Here is a 17,341-nt window from a genome sequence, read left to right on the forward strand (position 1 = left end):
ATTTTTGCATGTCTGAATTGAATGCCGAGCAGATCGTCGATTTAACTACTCCTGGAGAGCTACAACTTTCTGCCGATGGGGCGCGCGTCGCCTATGTGTTGCAGGCTGGGAGCAAGAAGGATGAGCATGGGGCCAGCTCGTTGTGGGTTGTGCCCACCGATGGCTCTGCTCCTACCCGACAGTTTACGTCGGGCGAGGCCAAAGATAGCAGTCCAGGGTGGTCGCCGGATGGGCGGCAGCTGGCCTTCCTCTCGGATCGCGCTAAACGAGGCACGGCACAGCTCTACGCGTTGCCGGTTGATGGTGGTGAGGCTCGCCTGCTGGGCGACAAGGAGAGTAAGCAGGCTGTAAAACAGTTCGCCTGGTCGCCGGGTGGTGGCCTGATCGCTTTTAGCAGCGCGGATGAGCAAACTGAAGATGAGGAGCGGCGCGAGAAAGAGCGCGACGATGTCAATGTGTATGGCGAGCGGTTCAAATATGCGCGCCTGCGCCTGCTCTCGCTGGCCTCGAACGAGGTCACCACCCTGGTCAGCCAGGAACGACACGTAGCTGATTTCGCCTGGCATCCACAGGGTACTGAACTGGCCTATGTGACCTGGCAGACCCCGGAACTGGAGTCGCTGGCCCACGAGCAGGTCATTGAGCGTATCCCCCTGGCTGGTGGTGAGGCCCAGGTTGTCTGCCGCTGGCCTGGCTCAGTGGGCGACCTCACCTGGTCTGAGGATGGCAAGCTTCTCTTTTTTATGAGCTCCGCCAGCCATAAAGCGCAATCCTCGCAGGTCGTCTATTGCGTGGCGGCTGAGGGCGGCGAGCCCCGACGCCTGGCCGGTGGCGAGACCAACTGTGCCTTGCAATTGTTCCCGTTGCACTATCAGCAGCAGGTAGCGCTCTCTGTGGCCGAGGGACTCTCTCAGCAGTTGTATCGTCTGGATGGCCAGAGCGGCGAGCTGAGCAGGATCTTTCCTGCCACCGAACAGGAAGAAATTGCCTTTGGCTCGACCGATGTACGTCGGCTAGAGGATGGCCGCATCGTGCTGGCCATGGCACGCGCTACCAGCACCCAACCAGCCGAGGTCTGGGTCGCAACCGGGAATGCTGGTGAGCCGCTGAGTGATATGCGACAGCTTTCAGCGCACCATCAAGAGCTGGCCGGCATCCCTTTTGTTGAGCAAGAAGCCTTTTATTGGACAGCGCCCGATGGTTGGAAATTGGATGGACTCCTGTTGCGTCCCGCTACGGCTAGCGAAGGCCAGCGGCTCCCTACAGTGGTCCTGGTGCATGGTGGCCCCTATGGTCGCTGGCGCGCTGGCTTCAACCTCTCCTGGGGGAACTGGGCTCAATGGCTGGCCCTGGCCGGCTATGCGGTCCTCATGCCCAATCCTCGTGGCGGGTCCGGACACGGAGAAGAGTTTGCGGCCGCCGCCCTGGGTGATGTCGGTGGGGCCGACTATGGCGATGTCATGGCCGCCGTAGATGCCGCCATCGAGCGCGGCATTGCTGATCCTGAGCGTCTGGGTATCGGCGGTTGGAGTCAGGGAGGCTTTATGTCGGCCTGGGCCGTTACCCAGACCAGCCGCTTTAAGGCCGCTATCATGGGAGCCGGCGTCTCCGACTGGGGCTTGATGGTCCAGACCAGCGACCTGCCCGCCTTCGAGCAAGAACTAGGCGCTACCGCTCCCTGGGATGGCCTGGCCGCCCAGCGCCATCGCGAGTTGAGCCCGATCACCTTCGCCAGCCAGGTCAAGACCCCCGTTTTGATCCTGCACGGTGAGAACGATGCCCGTGTACCTGTCAGCCAGGCCATCGGCTTCCACCGCGCCCTGCGCCACTACCAGGTCCCGGCCGAAATGGCCCTCTACCCGCGCGAGCCGCACGGCATCAGCGAACGAGCCCACCAGCTCGACCTGCTCTACCGCGTTCGCCGCTGGTATGACCGCTGGCTCCGTGCCTGACCCCAATCCTCATAAGGGGCGCACATACTCGTATGTGTGCCCTTTTTAGCGCTTTTTCTTAGCATATATGTCGCTTCTATCGCCCGGGCAGCTATGACATTTGTCATGCTGAGGTGGTGATGAATTGCACTAGGGCAACTCCTCTGTTGCGGTTATGCTTTGGACATAGAAATTGATGGATGTTCAAGCGCGACCGCAGAAATTATCCGCTTGACGTAGTGCAATAGAGAAAGAAAGCAAAAAAGAGGAGTGATGAGATGTCTACACGATTGTTTCGCTTGCTGATAGCGCTGTGCGGCTTTGTTGGTGTGGTGGCATTGGTGGGGTCGTTTTCGATTAACCCGGCTCCCCGGCCGGCTCAACGCTGGCGCAGATAGTAGCGTTTGGTCAGCAACACAAGAATTTGATCCTGGCCAGCTCGTGGCTGCAGGCCATAGGCTCATTACTGAACGTCATCTTTATCCTGGCGCTTGTCTCTATGTCTGGAGCGATCAATCGTCTGGCGGGTTGGTTAACTGCCCTGGGTGGCGTCGTCGTTTTATGTATTAGCCTGGTCGAAGTCAGCCTCTATATCAGCTCGGTTCAGAGTGTCATCAGCGGCAATTTAACGGCTCTTTCTGTGAGCTTGATTTTGAACCAGGCGATCCAACACGCCTATGTGCTGGTACCGGCTCCATTGATCATGCTGGGCCTGGGCGCTATCATCCTGGACACACGCCTGCTGCCCCGCATCTTTGGCTACCTGGCCCTGGCCTTCGGGATTGCCATGGGAGTTCTGGGCATCTTCGGACTCTTCATGCCCCTCCAGGCCGTTATCGACATGGTCCTGACCGGCCAGGAAGTCTGGTTTGCCGCTGTCGCCATCGCCATTGCGCTTGGCGCCACCAAAGCCATCGAGCCCCCACCCGCAATCCAGGTATCGGCGCAGAACCCGGCGCAGAATACAATATAACCAGAGCAAAAACGAACGAACAGCACACGCGCCCGCGAGGGGCGCTTTTTTCTTGCCACGGGTCGCGCAACGAGCTTCGCAACAAGCACAGGGCTTTTTCATGTTTGTCCAGCGATCGCAGGGAGATCACGAGCAAGCGAGAAGATGTCCATTCTTTCCTGTGTTGGGTGTGTTTGGTGGGTGGCCGCAGCCACCTACCAAACACACCCAACCTCCCAACCCGGCGCCGCAGGCGCCAAAGAGGAACATGAAAAAGCCCTGCCACAAGCAAGAGAGAAGAAGTTTTGCTAATCATTCTGTGCTATACTGCTCATTTGTAGAGCTAAGAGCGGAGGCGCGAACAAAGGCGCTCTGACAGTGGAAGTCAGGGAAAGCCTGCTTAAAAAATCCGGAGGGAATACACATCAGCATGGTTCAAGAATATATCGAGATTCGTGGTGCCCGCGAGAACAACCTCAAGAATGTCTCGCTGAGGTTGCCCAAGCGCAAAATCACCATTTTTACCGGCGTATCTGGTTCGGGGAAGTCCTCAATTGTGTTTGATACCATTGCGAACGAAGCACAACGCTTGTTGTTCGAGAATTTTAGTATGTTCATTCGCAACTTCCTGCCACGCTATCCTCAATCAGACGCCGACGCGATTGAGAACCTGAGCATGGCGGTGCTTGTGGACCAGAAACGCCTGGGTGGTGGGTCGCAGTCGACGGTGGGCACCGTCACCGATATCGCCCCTGTCCTGCGCCTGCTCTTTTCCCGGCTGGGGAAACCGTACGTGGGCTATGCAAATGCGTTTTCCTTCAATGATCCCCAGGGCATGTGCCTGGAGTGTAATGGGCTTGGCCGCAAGATTGGCGTGGACCTTGAGGTGCTCCTCGACACAACGAAGTCTTTGAATGAGGGAGCTGTGATCGCCCCGGCATGGCTGGCTGGGAGCGCGATCTCTATATGCGTTCCGGCTTATTTGATAATGACAAGAAACTGGCCGCGTACACGCCAGAGGAATGGGAGCTGCTGCTCAATAGCGAGGCGCGCAAATACCAACGCGATATCGGCAGTCCGGGAAATGTGTACGAGGGCCTGGTTGCCAAATTTAACCGGAAGTTTATCAACCGGGATATCCAAACGCTGTCGGAGCGCACGCGGCAAAAGGTCGAGCCCTTTTTGAAGCTCGGTCCCTGTCCGCTTTGCAAAGGGGCCCGGCTCAACCAGGCGGCGCTGGCCTGCAAGATCAATGGATTCAACATTGCTGACCTTGCAGCGATGGAGGTCGATGAGCTGTTAGAGGTCGTCAAGGGGATCACAGACCCGGCGGCGGCACCAATCGTTCGCACGTTGAGCGAACGGCTGCAACACCTGGTGGATATCGGTCTGGAGTATCTGAGTCTGGATCGTGCCACCGACACGCTGTCCGGGGGTGAGTCACAGCGTGTGAAGATGGTCAAGCACCTCAACGGGAGCCTTGTGGATGTGATGTATATCTTCGACGAACCGAGTATCGGATTACACCCGCGCGATGTCCACCGCTTAAACGAGCTGCTCGAAAAATTGCGTGATAAAGGCAATACGGTGATTGTGGTGGAGCATGATCCCGATGTCATAAAAGTCGCGGACTACGTGGTGGATATGGGGCCGTATGCAGGGAGTGAAGGCGGCCGGGTCGTGTACGAGGGAAGCTTTGCCGGCTTGCTCAACGCTGACACCCTCACCGGCACCCATTTGCAGTCTACCAGGCCACTTAAGGATGAATTTCGGCAGGCGAGGGGTAGCTTACCGATTGTGCATGCGACGGTCAATAACCTGAAGGATGTCAGCGTGAATATTCCCGCCGGTGTCTTGACGGTAATCACGGGTGTGGCTGGCTCGGGCAAGAGCTCGTTGATCAATGAGGCTTTCCTGCGCCAGCACCAGGGCGCGGTGGTGATTGACCAGTCAGCTATGAGTACGTCTAGCCGTTCCAATCCCGCCACCTATACCGGCATCATGGATGACGTACGGAAAGCTTTTGCGGCGGTGAACCACGTCGATGCCGGTCTGTTTAGCTTTAACTCAAAGGGGGCCTGCTCCAACTGTCAGGGTCTGGGCGTGACCTACACTGACCTGGGCTTCCTTGAGGGCGTCAAGCTTCCTTGTGAAGTGTGTGGCGGCAAGCGCTTTAAGGAGGAGGTGCTGGCCTATAGCTTCAACGGCAAATCAATTGCCGAGGTCCTGAGTATGACCATCCACCAGGCACTCGCGTTTTTTACGCTCAAAGAAGTGCGGCCAAAGCTCCAGGCGCTGAGCGATGTGGGCCTGGATTACCTGACGCTGGGCCAGCCCTTGAGCACACTCTCTGGCGGCGAATGCCAGCGCATGAAGTTAGCCAGCGAACTCCACAAGCGGGGCAGTATCTATGTCATGGATGAGCCAACGACGGGCCTGCACCTGTCGGATATTGGTCGCTTGCTCACCATCATGAACCGGCTGGTCGATGGTGGGAACACAGTAATTGTGATTGAGCACCATCTCGACGTGATTCGCAATGCAGACTGGATCATTGATATGGGGCCAGAAGGCGGCAATAAGGGCGGCATGGTCATCTTCGAAGGGACACCACGAGAACTCCTCGGCGCCAGGCATTCGCTGACGAGCCAGTATTTGCGCTAGATGCTGGTCTCTGACACCTTTCCTTCACGCGGTGTCCAAACAACAATAAGGTTAAGACAGCTTGCGAGGGACGCGCGGCCTGGTGCTTCGGGGTCGCCGTTCCCTCTCCTCGCGCGCTATCTGCTCCTTGATACGCTTGCATGGATGGTCGGTGAGGGCATACATAGAAGGATGATATGTTGCCATGAGCCAGGCATCCTTTTTCTCTTCCTCGGATGTATGGGGAGCCGTAATCTGCTCGTAGAGTGCCTGTCTCAACTGCTCAATATGCGCCTGCTGCTCAGCCGTCAGGTCCTCTAAGGGCTGTTCGGATAGTTGGCCGCTGGCATCTCCCAGCGTATAGCACTGCCACTCTGGATGCCAGTGTAGAGCAAAGCGTTGCACCTGACCCGGCAGGACCAGCAGGCCGCTGATATCCTGCACTTCCCCTGGATAGAGGCTGCCTGGCAGATCATGGTTGCCACTCTCAACGGCATAGATACTAAAATGCTGGCATTCGCGCTCGGTCAGCCAGGCAGTGATAATCTCGCGCTCACGCGTTGTTGGTTGTCCGGGCTCGCGCACCTTTAGCGCCAGCGGCGGCTGTACACCCACCTCTGGATCTGCCCGCATCTGCTCCTGGAGACGTCCGATCCACTGCCAGACTTCATCTCCATCCTGCTGCCGTGTTGCCGGATAGCCCGGTGCATCTGGCTTCTCAGTAGAATAGAAATAATAGCCCTGCTCAGCAGACCAATTGAGCGAGATATGTAGGGCCTCTTCAGGTGTCACCAGGATACCAGAAGAGTATTTAACCTCATCCAGATAGATTCCAGGCAGGCTACTGTTTGCTGTGGTGACATCGATCAGCTTATAACGCGTGATGCCATACCGGAACAGTACATATTGGATTATCGCCTGGGCGCGGCCCCGTTGCTCATGGGGAGTACCCTGGCTGCGCAGGTATTCATCGTCCAGGAAGGAATCGACCATGCACCAATTGATGTATGGCTCATCACTATAATAGTATGGTTCATGGAGGGGATAGCAGGACAGCACCACGCGCAGCGCTTTGTAGGCTGCCATTACGCGTATTTATTGCTCGCCTTTTTGAGGGATTGTAACAGAAAGCGGCGTTAAATGGAATATATGTTATAAGATGGATAAATGTTTAGTTGGTTCTGTGCTGTCCAGGTGATATGATAGGGTTGTTTGATACTCAGGCTGCTGTTTTTCTGTGAGGCAAGAGTATAATGGCTGTTGGTTTTTCCTGTGTTAGAAATCGCAGTGGAGCAAGAGGGTATTGCTTGAGCCATTGGTAAAATATTTTATTTATGCAGGATCATATATATAATGTGAGAAAGGAATTATAGTATGCGTATTCATTTTCTGCGCCATGCAACATTGCTGCTGACCCTGAATGGGAAACATATTCTAGTTGATCCCATGCTGAGCAAAGCCGGAGCCATGGACCCTGTGCCCAATGCGGCGAGTCAGCAGCGTATCCCCATGGTTGAGCTACCCCTCTCCGAGAGTGAGTTGCACGAGTTGATCGGACAAGTGGATGGGGTGCTGGTGACGCATACGCACCGTGACCACTGGGACGCCCGGGCGATCGAGCTACTGCCGAAAACATTGCCCATCCTCTGCCAGCCCGAGGACGAGGCTGTCATGAAGCAGGCGGGCTTCACTGAAGTGCTGCCGATTGTCCAACGGCGTGAATGGAATGGGCTACACATTGCTCGCACTGCTGGCCAGCATGGAACGGGTGAGCTTGGCAAAAAGATGGGTCCCGTCTCCGGTTTCGTTGTGCAAGCAGAGGGAGAGCCGAGCGTGTATATTGCGGGCGACACCATCTGGTACGATGGCGTGCAGCAGGCGCTCCAGACCTTCTCGCCTGAGGTGGTGATCGTCAATGCCGGGGCCGCCACCTATCTGGTCGGCGATCCAATCACAATGGATGCTGATGATGTATGCGCAGTCGCGCGCGAGCTACCTGCCGCTCAAGTAGTTGCCGTTCATATGGAGGTCGTCAATCATTGTGTGTTGACGCGCCCCCTGTTACGCGAGCGACTGGAAAGCGAAGGCCTGCTCTCCCGCGTGCTCATTCCATCTGATGGGGATGTACTGACCTTCTAGCGAGACCGCGCCTGTTTATGCATCTCCTCGCTGTCATTTTTTTCTGTTATGGTTCTATTTTAAAAGTAGCAGGCTTTTTTCATCCACAGACACATTTCTGAGGTCCAGATGATGCGAGCCGAAGAGAGTCGGCATGCAGGAGGAGATATGAAAATGCTTGAAGAGTTGAAGACAGCGATCCAGAAGAATTTGCATCATTTAGAAGAAGTTGAGCAGAATCCCTGGCTGCAATTAGCCATGAGAGAAAAATACATGTTGACGGAAAAAGACATCGGGCGCTTGTGCTATGAAGCAGAGGAGACGCTGAGCGTTGCTGATCTCGAACAACTCAAAGGAGCACTTGCTATGGATGAACGCCGTTGGCGCTTCTACAAAGCGAAATTCCTTTACGCTCCTCCAGAGAAAGACTAGGGGAAATCTTGAGCCATAAATGAAAAGTATTGAGCCTTACGCCCTTTTCATTTATGAACAAATCAATGTACCGAAAGCAGTAATAACAGTGTTATGCATTGAATTAAATGTTCGCATAGCGCTGTTATTGTTGATTTTTCGTGCAGTAACGGCTGAAGCGGGGACAAGCCCCGCACGTACAGATCGTTATTATTGTTGCTTTCATGGCAATGAAGCCTTCAGAACCTCTGTGATCATTCTTTCGGATTGCAACATGCCTCATCCTCCATCATGACGACCCGGTCCCCGCAACACGTAACGTTTCCCGTCATGGTGATCCGGTTCCCACAACACGTAACGTTTTCCATCACGACGACCCGGCCTCCGCTGTGGAGGCCGGGTCGTCGTGATGGAAGATGGGGCTTTGTAGTGTGATAGGTTGATTGTAATGGGTTGTGCGCTTAGAATGGGGATATACAAGTATCTTAATGATTTATGTTGGGAAGGAGCCTTTTAGGATGATTATCAGGCATGATCGTTTGGATCGGGAGAGTCTGGTTGATGTAGGGCAGTGGCCGGGTATTACCAGTTTCTTTCGTGGCCATGGGGTGGCCTCTCTGATTGCTCCCAGGTGGCTGCTGACGGCGGCCCATGTGGCTAATATTATTCCGACGGACCGGGCTTTGAGCGTGGAGTTGGGCGGGAAGCGTTATCCGTTGGGCCGGGTCATTGTACATCCCGATTTTCGTCGTGAATGGGTTGCGGAGACTGAGACGGCGGCGGATGCGGTTGACCTGGCGCTGGTGGAATTGGCGACGCCGGTTGAGGATATCGAGCCATTCCAGCTTTATGGACGCACCGATGAACTGGGTCAAGAAGTGATCATGCTGGGCTCGGGCGAATCTGGCAATGGCAAGCGGGGGGCGCTGGGCTCGGATCGCCATTTGCGCCGAGTGACCAATCAGGTGGATGTTGTGGACGATTACTGGTTGAAGTTGGGTTTTGAGGCCCCGCCACTTGGGACGACGCTGGAAGGCGTGTGTGGTCGGGGTGATAGTGGTGGCCCGGCCTTTATTCAGCGGGATGGGCAGCTGTACCTGGCCGGTGTAAGTTCCTGGCAATTTCTGGGTGGCCGTCAGCTTGGCACCTATGGCTGCATCGAACATTATTCCCGTGTCTCGCTCTTCCTGGACTGGATACACACTATGCGTATATCAATCGATTAAACAGTGCCCAGAGCAGAAAGCGCATATCATTCTGCTCTGGAATTCTGAACAAATGAGTACAGAGACGATACTCAATATGATTGAACCACTTGTCGTTGGGTGAGAGAGAGAAGGGCATGCATTATGTGTGAAATGCGTATAGACAATGTGAAGCGATAGTTAATTATAGCGCGTACTAATAGATGGGTATAGTATGTATATTGTAAAAATAATGGTTTATATGGCATGGAGGTCACGCAATGACTTATTTTTGGGAAACGATAAAGCAGCTTCCTAAGCCTGTGCGGACAGTTATTACTATTGGCTATCTCTGTATCTTCCTGTTTTTTATTATGGACTTTTTCAATATCCCTCTCAAGTTACCTGATTATGCAGTTGAGGCAATTAGTGTTGTGGGTCTTTGTGTACTTGGTTTTGTCTTGTTGTATGGTGGTTTCGCTGAATTGCGGTTGGCCCGCAAGGAGGGGCGCAAACCGGTATTTTATAAGTACATGGCCCTCTATGGGGGGATCGCATTTATCGTTGCGGCTGTTTTGCTGCTGTACAGTACAATTTATCCACAGGCAATTTCGGATACTGTTGGTCTTATCGTGATATGTATCTGTCTCGCTATTATTGTTATCAGTATCGCACCGGCCATCTATCATGATATCCAGATTACGAACAGGGCCGGCAAAGATGCGGCTGAAACAATGAAGCGGGAGCAGGAGCAGAAAAAAGCGGAGCAGGAACGTTTGCTGGCTGAAGGGAAGCCCCTTCCGCAACCAGAGAAGAGTACGCCACGCAACTGGTTGCAGGTCGCCCTGGCCTCAATGGCTCTACTATTGTTCCTGGGGGGCATGATTATTATGATTGTGAATACCTTTACGAAATCTATGCCCTATGACGTTTTCGCGATCGATTTTAGCTGTTCCTGGCTATGCTGGAGCCTGTCGGCTATTATGATGAGCCAGGATAAAGCGCGCCTCGAACAGCGGTCCTGGCACTGGCCTCAGCATATATCGGTGGTTTATACCATAGCGGGTGTGTTCTTTGTCGCCTGTTATATCACCCACTATCTGCTTGTCACCCAACAAATCTTGTCCAAAGGGACGGCGGATATGTTCAATATCGTGCCACTTATCGTCCTTATCGCCGTCGTCATATGTAGTGGCATAATAACGAACCGGCGCGAAAAAGCGCAAGCAGCCAATTAGGATCGCTTTTATTAATTTTTCGGGTGGGGAGGTTAAAAGTGGGGGCAAGCCCCGCACGTACAGCGTGTCTTCATTTTTGATTTTTCGGGTGGGGAGGTTAAAAGTGGGGGCAAGCCCCGCACGTACAGCGTGTCTTCATTTTTGATTTTTCGGGTGGGGAGGTTAAAAGCGGGGACAAGCCCCGCACGTACATTTAGAGGCTGTTGCTGGGAGTTTGAACGGCAAGAATCGGATATTTGTTCAGCTCGTGGTGCGTTATGCTTGCTGTGTTGAGAAACGACGCGTCTGCCTTGATGAATTTGGAGATAAGTAGGCGTGGTCGTGAATGAGTTGCATGAATGGAGCAGGCTGATGCATAAAGTGATTGAACCACGTATCCTTTACTTTGGGACTCCGGTGGTGTTGATAAGTACGTGCAATGAAGATGGCTCGCATAATCTGGCCCCGATGTCTTCAGCCTGGTGGCTGAACCAGTCGTGTATGCTGGGTATGAGTGGCAAGTCAAAGACGGTTGAGAATCTGTTGCGGGAGCGCCAGGGGGTACTCAATCTGCCCTCCGCGGACATGGTGGCCGCTGTTGATCGGCTGGCGCTGACCACGGGTCGCGATCCAGTGCCAGAGAGCAAGCAGCGTATCGGTTATCGTTATGAGGCAGATAAATTTGGGGTGGCTGGACTCACGCCGCTGGCCGCCGAGCTGGTCAATGCTCCGCTGGTGGCCGAGTGTCCGTTGCAGTTGGAGGCGCGGGTCGAACAGGTACATGGCTTTGATGAGCAAAATGGCAGCATCAAAGCCATTGAGATGCGTATCGTGCGCGTACATATCGATGAGCGGCTACTTGTGCCCGGCACCGCTAACTACATCGATCCAGAGAAATGGAATCCCCTGATCATGAATTTCTGTGACTTCTTTGGCCTCAGCGGCAAGCTCCAGCCTTCCAGACTGGAGCCTGCCTTCTATGGTGTCAGTGCGGCGCTTGAGGCCGCGAGCGTCTTGAAAATTTAGTTGGGCTCGGGCGCCTGGCCGCTGGCTAAGACGGCGGCCAGGACAGCGTCGAAGGGGGCTTCCAGCGGCTTGTCGAGTGTGGGCAGTTCCTGGCCATCGTTGAGCACCAGGGCCCGCAAGGCGTCGAGGAAGTCGGCGATGGGCATGAGCGGCTCGTGTTGTTGCGCAGGTCGATGGTCATCAATCTATAGCGCAGGGCCAGGTTAGAGAGGCGCTGTCTGCGACCCTCATCGTGGTGGCGCAGGGCGCGCACCGCCTTCTGGGCCATCTGCTCGACCAGGAAATCGATCGGCGAGGCCTCCGGGTGGAACCAGATCGGGGTCTGGGCCATCTCGGCGGTCTGGCTGATCACGGATGCATAGGCAGGTGCCACCACGGCCTCCGCCTCTTCGACGCTGGCACCACGGGTCAGGGCGGCAAAACCACGCACAAGGGTGACGGGTTCAAACGCCTGCTCCGGCATCTCAGGATGCTCTTTCTTCACCGCCTGAAAATGTTGCTCCAGCTCATCCGCATTCTCATCCATCGAGCGCGCCCACTGCTCGCGCTCGGCTGGCTCGACCTGTTCAGTGAAGCGCAGGATCAACGCGGTCATGCTGGCATTATGGTTGAGCCATGAATAGAAATTATCCTGTGAGGCCCGGTTTTCCGGCTCAGGCTCAACCACAGGCTGCCCAGAGATCTCTGCCCGCAAGCAGCGAATGATCCACTGCCAGCGCTCCACGGGTGTCTCTTTTAGTAGCGGCAAGAGCCAGGAAGGCGGGCCACTCTCATTGGCGGCCAGGGCCGTTTCCACCGCACCATCGGGCAGATTCTTACGCAGGCGTTCCAGGATGCCCAGCGCATCCTGGCGCTCCTCCTGTGAAAGTTTCATCAGGCGCTCAAGCGCGGCACTCAGGATTAAATAGTCGATGCCGGCGCGCATCTGATTGTGGTTGCCATACCAGCGGCCAATGCGGAAAAGGGTCACGCAGGTATCGCTAAAGTGCTGGCGCTCAATATGGGCACGCAGCAGTTCCTCCATCGCCGCCAGCTCCTGGCGATCAATCTCCTCCGCCGTCAGCGCTTCCTGAGCCTGTTCCGCGCGGGTCGTGGGCTGTAGCGGCTCACGCTCGAAAGCAGCCAGGCGCTGATAGAGATCCTGGGATGTCTGGGGGAGTTGCCCCACGGCTCGGGCTGCGATCTCCAGCGTCTCATCTGGCAGGATCAGCTGAGCCGCGCGGGCCACCTCGGCCGCATGGAGCGCCGTATCGGCGGCATCGCGATAGCGGCCCAGATCCAGGTAGAAACGGGCCGCGCGCGTCAAGAAGTCCAGCGCCTCCTCTTTCTCCTCAGCCGCCGCCGCGATAAAGCGCCCCTCGATCTCAAGCAAACGAGCCACCAGATAGGTCCCGCCATAGGACTTCAGCAACTGGCGCGCCTCATTCAGTGCTTCCGAGGCCTTGGGATAATTCTTTTTCTCGATATAGACTAGCACCAGCCCTAGCGTGGCATCCAGGTAATAGTCACCCTGCTTATTGCTGCCAGCCAGGTTGCGTGCCTCCAGGTAATGCATCTCCGCCTCATCCAATTTGCCGATCAAGGCATATTTATCCGCGAAGCCCTCTACCAGGCTGGCGTGGCGTTTCTCGGAGAGCGAGGCTTTGGTCTGGTTGAGCCAGTATTCCGTTTCTTCAACGCGGCCCAGAGCCGCCGCGGCCCGGGCCAGGTTGGAGCGAGCACAGGTCGCGCAGGGATGGCGTTGCGGCAGCTGCGCCAGCACATCCTGCGAGTTATCCACAATCTCCTGATAGTAGCCTGCCGGGTCCATCGCGACATAGCACTCGACGATATCATGATAGGCACAGATGCGCTGCGGCACATCGCGCACTCGTGGATCGGTCGCCAGCGACAGCAGGTCCACCGCCTCAGGCAGGGCCCGCTTGACCTGGTTCTGGCTCAACCAGAGTTGCAGGCGCCAGTGGCGCAAGTGCAGCTCCCATTTCATCTCCTTCGTCTCGCGGGCCGCCTCCAATGCCTGGCTGATCGCCAGCTCGGCCGCGATATAATCATCATGATAATTGCGCCAGAACTCGTAGTAGCCCTCCAGGATAGCCTGCCAGCGCCCCCCTTTTTTCTCCAGGCGCTTCTCATCCTTCTCCGTCCAGGCCCATATATTGGTAGGATCAGTCTTATTCAGCATCGTTGGTGTTCTCCTCACTTGCCCGTATATTCCGCATGTGTCTGGCATCAGTCAACGATAGTAGTGTGCTAGCGGATCTGGCATCCGCTGCTGGTTCCTCGTCTGGCTGGCGTTTCAATTCTTCACAGACCGTGGCCAGTAAGAGGGGGGAGATATGTAGACGCTCGGCTACCTGTTGTGTATTGGCGGCCAGCAACGCCTCAACCGTCTCGTATTCAGCGCTCAGGCGACCGGCGGCCTCAGGATGTAAGCCGATCGTGGTCAGCATCGCAGCCGTCAGGGTATGGTGTCCGGCAGGTATTTGCTGCGTCAGGCCAGCGATACTGGAGAGCGAAGTATTGATCTGCTCAAAACAGGCAATCGCATCCTGGGCCGATAGATTCTGGCCCGCGAACATGCGCGCATTGGCTACCAGGATACTGAGCAGCGCCGTAAAATTGGGATGCTCAGGGCCCATATCGCGAATGCGCCGCAGCAAGGGGTTGCGCACATTCAGGTGCAGCACGCCCTTCATGACTGCCTCATCGGTTTGCTGACGCTCCAGAAAACCGCGCACCAGCGAGCGGATTGGCCCTACAAAGCGTCCTTCATCCATATTATGCTGGGCGCGCCGCACTTTCTGCGCGCCAGCGGGATAGAGCAGGATCATCGGCAGGTGTTCAGGCTCATAGGCCAGCAAGCGCACGGGGAAGCCCTCGGCGCGACAGGCCTCGATCAGGGCCTGCCAGCGCTGTTCCGGGTCCTCGACCGGAGAAAATAAATAGCTGGCCGAGGGCGTCAACTCTTCAACTGGAACCCCATAGACCTGGCCATAGGCCTTAAGGAAAGCCGTATCGGCAAACCAGCGCGCATCGATCACAGCCAGGCGGCGCGCCTCAAAGAGTGCCAGGGCCTGTGTCACCCCATCTTCATTATCATAATAGAAGATGCGGCCGGGATTCTCACGTAAATAAGCGGGCAAAGTCAACTCGCCCCGACTGGTCTTAAAGCTTACCAGGTCGGCCACGCGCGTAAATAGCTCAGGCGCCCGGACCGACCAGCCCTTGATCAGATCATTGTGCGCCTGTACGATAGCCTGCCAATCCAGGGGCGCATGGTCTGCCAGATCCTCGAAATGAGCCAGCAGCGCCTTCTCCAGGGCGGTCTGCACCGCCGCGAACAGCTCATCATGGCGCAGCGTCTCACGGCTCGCCGTTGGATTGAGCGCCGGACAATCTACAATGCCGCTCACAAAGCGCGCCCAGGCTGGCAGCAGATCGCGTTCCCGTTCAGTAATCAACATATGGCGCACATAGACCGTGATATCGCCATACTCCTGAATCGAGACAATCGAGCGCGGCGGCACAAAGAGCACCCCCCGCAATGGTATCACCGTCCCATCCTCTGCCTGCACATCTGAGAGTGGCAACACAGAGAGGGGCCGCAGCTCAGTGCGCTCCTCAATCCAGGACAGGTAACGCGCCGTTTGACCGAAGCGTGCTCCACTCGCTTCGCTATCCAGCAGCCATGGTGCCGGCGAATTATTGATCGGAATCGCATCCTCACCCACATAAATAGGGATCGGCAGGAAGGCCGCATAGGTCTTGAGCACCGAACGCAAAATACTGGCATCCAGCAAGAACTTCGCATCCTCGCGTAGATCCAGTCGCACCGTCGTACCGATCGACTCGCGGCTCGCCTTGCGCAACGCATAACTCTGTCCGCCATCCGAGATCCAGCGCCAGGCCTCGCCGGGAGACTGATAGCTGCTGGTGGTAATCTCAATGCGCGACGCAATCATAAAAGCTGACAGCAGGCCCAGGCCAAACATTCCAATCAGATCCAATGCCTCTTCCCGTTGCGCATTGCCCAGGCGCTCGCGCAACTCACGGGTATAACCGCGACCCACCGTCGCCAGAAAGACAGTAATTTCATCGTGGGTCAGACCAGATCCATTATCTTCGATAGAGAGCTGTTGATTCGCGCTATCAATGGACACAGTGATCTCCGGTGCATACTCCTCAGCCACGTCCGCATCTTCCTGGCGGCGGCGCACACAGGAATCATGCGCATTCTGGATGAGTTCACGGATCGCCACGCGTGGATCAGAATATAAGTGCTCGCCCAGCACCTTGAGCAAGCCGGGTAGATGAATATCAACAGGGAGGATTTCGAGTTCTTCAGGCATATTAATTGTACCCTAAAGCAGTATTTTTACATAGTCAAAACAAAACTATAGTAATGTACTAACTATAACATAGTTGAGTTAATACAGTAAAGCGAAAATTATTCAATTTTTTAGCAGTTATATTTGTATGCAAAGGAACCAGGGATATATACTAAAAATATGAGCACGTGTCTGATCCTCATGATCACCGCGATCTTCACGCCTGAGTTTGCGCGCCTTTAGCGCTCAAGAAAAAAAGCTCGGGCACGCCCGTGTCCGCATTTGTTTTATGATGTGGTATATAAAATACGCAACACATTTTATATACCACATCATAAAACAAGATGAGGAAAAAGAGTTATGCGCGAAAAACCTGCTATTCTGGATGAACAACTGCGGACCTGCTTGCAGGAATACTATGCTATTACGGTCGCTGAACTCAAATTTCTTCCACTGGGACTCGATATGCAGGCCGGGGTGTATCGTGTGGTGGACGAACAGGGAGCTTCATATCTCCTCAAACTAAAAGCTGGCTTATGCTATGAACCGGGCTGTACCGTTCCCCGTTATCTCGCCAAGCAAGGTATTACATCAGTAGTGGCTCCCCTGCCAACAACTGAGAATACGCTATGGACGCGGCTCGGGAAATGGACGGTGATGCTGTATCCTTTTATCGATGGGGTTGCCAGCTTCCAGGCTGCGATGAGTGAGCAGCAGTGGAGGGTGGTAGGTATGACCTTCAGGCAGATTCATCAGACCAGGCTGCCTGCTGAAGGTTTCCCCGCGCTGCGAACAGAGACATTTGACCCAACCGGATACTCTGCTTGCATTGCTGCCTTTGAAAAACAGCACACAGGCTTACAAGGTGGCAGCAGCAGTGAGCGCGCCCTCCGCTCTGACTGGATGGACTACCAGCCTACAATCCACGCAGTAGCGACCTTGATGGAAGAACTGGCACCGGTGCTCCAAAGACAAGCAGGACCACATGTCATTTGTCACGCCGACCTGCATCCAGGCAATCTGATTCGCAATCAAGGTGAGCGCGTGTTTGTCATCGATTGGGATGAGGTGATGCTGGCCCCCAAAGAACGCGATTTCCTCTTTGTCGGGGAGGGAAATACAACTGGTTCAGTCGCCCAAAAGGTAGCCCCTTTTTTTCAGGGATATGGAGCGACCGAGATTGATTGGGTGGCACTTACCTATTACAAATGTGAACGAGTTGTGCAAGATTTAATTGTGTGCTTCCAGGATGTATTTTACCGGGATGATCTGGAAGAAGAGACAAGGGCCGCTTCTGCTCAGCTATTCCATGATGTTTTGGCGCCGGGCGGCGAGATTGAGGCAGCCTTTGCCGCCGCCACTCATCTGCCGGCCAACCTCCACCACAGCTAATATCTGGATGACGTCCCAGGGTCTCCTTACTTTCTTGCCCCTTCAGTGCTTAAATAAATTTCAGAGGTTGTTGCCGTAAATGTGCACATGCACATTTACGGCAACAACCTCTGAAATTTAGATCGGGCGCGTCAGCGCA

The 17,341-nt window shown here is 55.1% G+C and carries 11 protein-coding genes and 1 pseudogene; 9 read left to right on the forward strand and 3 right to left on the reverse strand.

Annotated elements, in window-relative coordinates; genetic code table 11:
- Window positions 1-8: 8 nt before the first annotated feature.
- The 3 genes and pseudogenes from EL645_RS25605 (at window position 9) to EL645_RS45740 (ending at window position 5,547) form a co-directional block, all read left to right on the forward strand.
- Window positions 9-1,952: a S9 family peptidase gene (locus EL645_RS25605; RefSeq protein WP_161977688.1), complete on the forward strand. Its 1,944-nt coding sequence runs from the start codon at window positions 9-11 to the stop codon at window positions 1,950-1,952.
- Window positions 1,953-2,355: 403 nt separating this feature from the next.
- Window positions 2,356-2,904 (forward strand): 3-isopropylmalate dehydratase small subunit, encoded by a 549-nt coding sequence (locus tag EL645_RS40070; RefSeq protein ID WP_126553494.1) that lies wholly within the window; start codon window positions 2,356-2,358, stop codon window positions 2,902-2,904.
- 409 nt (window positions 2,905-3,313) lie between these two features.
- Window positions 3,314-5,547: pseudogene (locus EL645_RS45740) on the forward strand (ATP-binding cassette domain-containing protein).
- Window positions 5,548-5,598: 51 nt separating this feature from the next.
- On the opposite strand, the gene EL645_RS25620 reads toward EL645_RS45740, so the two are convergent.
- Window positions 5,599-6,612 (reverse strand): hypothetical protein, encoded by a 1,014-nt coding sequence (locus tag EL645_RS25620; RefSeq protein WP_126553496.1) that lies wholly within the window; start codon window positions 6,610-6,612, stop codon window positions 5,599-5,601.
- Window positions 6,613-6,900: 288 nt separating this feature from the next.
- Here EL645_RS25620 and EL645_RS25625 point away from each other — a divergent pair, with 288 nt between their 5' ends.
- The 5 genes from EL645_RS25625 to EL645_RS25645 all read left to right on the forward strand — a co-directional run bounded on the left by EL645_RS25625 (window position 6,901) and on the right by EL645_RS25645 (window position 11,482).
- On the forward strand, window positions 6,901-7,665 hold the full coding sequence (locus EL645_RS25625) for an MBL fold metallo-hydrolase (RefSeq protein ID WP_126553498.1): 765 nt from the start codon (window positions 6,901-6,903) through the stop codon (window positions 7,663-7,665).
- Between the two features lie 153 nt (window positions 7,666-7,818).
- Window positions 7,819-8,076 carry a hypothetical protein gene (locus EL645_RS25630; RefSeq protein WP_126553500.1) on the forward strand — a complete coding sequence of 86 codons (258 nt, stop codon included), beginning with the start codon at window positions 7,819-7,821 and terminating at the stop codon, window positions 8,074-8,076.
- Between the two features lie 497 nt (window positions 8,077-8,573).
- Window positions 8,574-9,281, forward strand: a complete 708-nt coding sequence (locus EL645_RS25635; RefSeq protein ID WP_161977689.1) for a S1 family peptidase — start codon at window positions 8,574-8,576, stop codon at window positions 9,279-9,281.
- A 239-nt stretch (window positions 9,282-9,520) separates the two neighbouring features.
- Window positions 9,521-10,477 carry a troponin gene (locus tag EL645_RS25640; protein ID WP_126553504.1) on the forward strand — a complete coding sequence of 319 codons (957 nt, stop codon included), beginning with the start codon at window positions 9,521-9,523 and terminating at the stop codon, window positions 10,475-10,477.
- Between the two features lie 351 nt (window positions 10,478-10,828).
- Window positions 10,829-11,482 carry a flavin reductase family protein gene (locus EL645_RS25645; RefSeq protein ID WP_126553506.1) on the forward strand — a complete coding sequence of 218 codons (654 nt, stop codon included), beginning with the start codon at window positions 10,829-10,831 and terminating at the stop codon, window positions 11,480-11,482.
- Window positions 11,483-11,507: 25 nt separating this feature from the next.
- Here EL645_RS25645 and EL645_RS25650 read toward each other — a convergent pair whose 3' ends face one another.
- Complete coding sequence (locus EL645_RS25650; RefSeq protein WP_126553508.1) at window positions 11,508-13,664, reverse strand: ATP-binding protein; 2,157 nt, start codon at window positions 13,662-13,664, stop codon at window positions 11,508-11,510.
- Entirely contained in the window at window positions 13,654-15,831 is a 2,178-nt protein-coding gene (locus EL645_RS25655) for an ATP-binding protein (RefSeq protein ID WP_126553510.1), read from the reverse strand. Before EL645_RS25655 ends, EL645_RS25650 begins: the two co-directional genes overlap by 11 nt.
- Before the next feature lie 339 nt (window positions 15,832-16,170).
- On the opposite strand from EL645_RS25655, the gene EL645_RS25660 reads away from it, so the two are divergent.
- Complete coding sequence (locus tag EL645_RS25660; RefSeq protein WP_126553512.1) at window positions 16,171-17,202, forward strand: phosphotransferase enzyme family protein; 1,032 nt, start codon at window positions 16,171-16,173, stop codon at window positions 17,200-17,202.
- Window positions 17,203-17,341 lie beyond the last annotated feature (139 nt).

Origin of the sequence: Dictyobacter kobayashii, from assembly GCF_003967555.1 — a bacterium.
Lineage (GTDB): Bacteria > Chloroflexota > Ktedonobacteria > Ktedonobacterales > Ktedonobacteraceae > Dictyobacter > Dictyobacter kobayashii.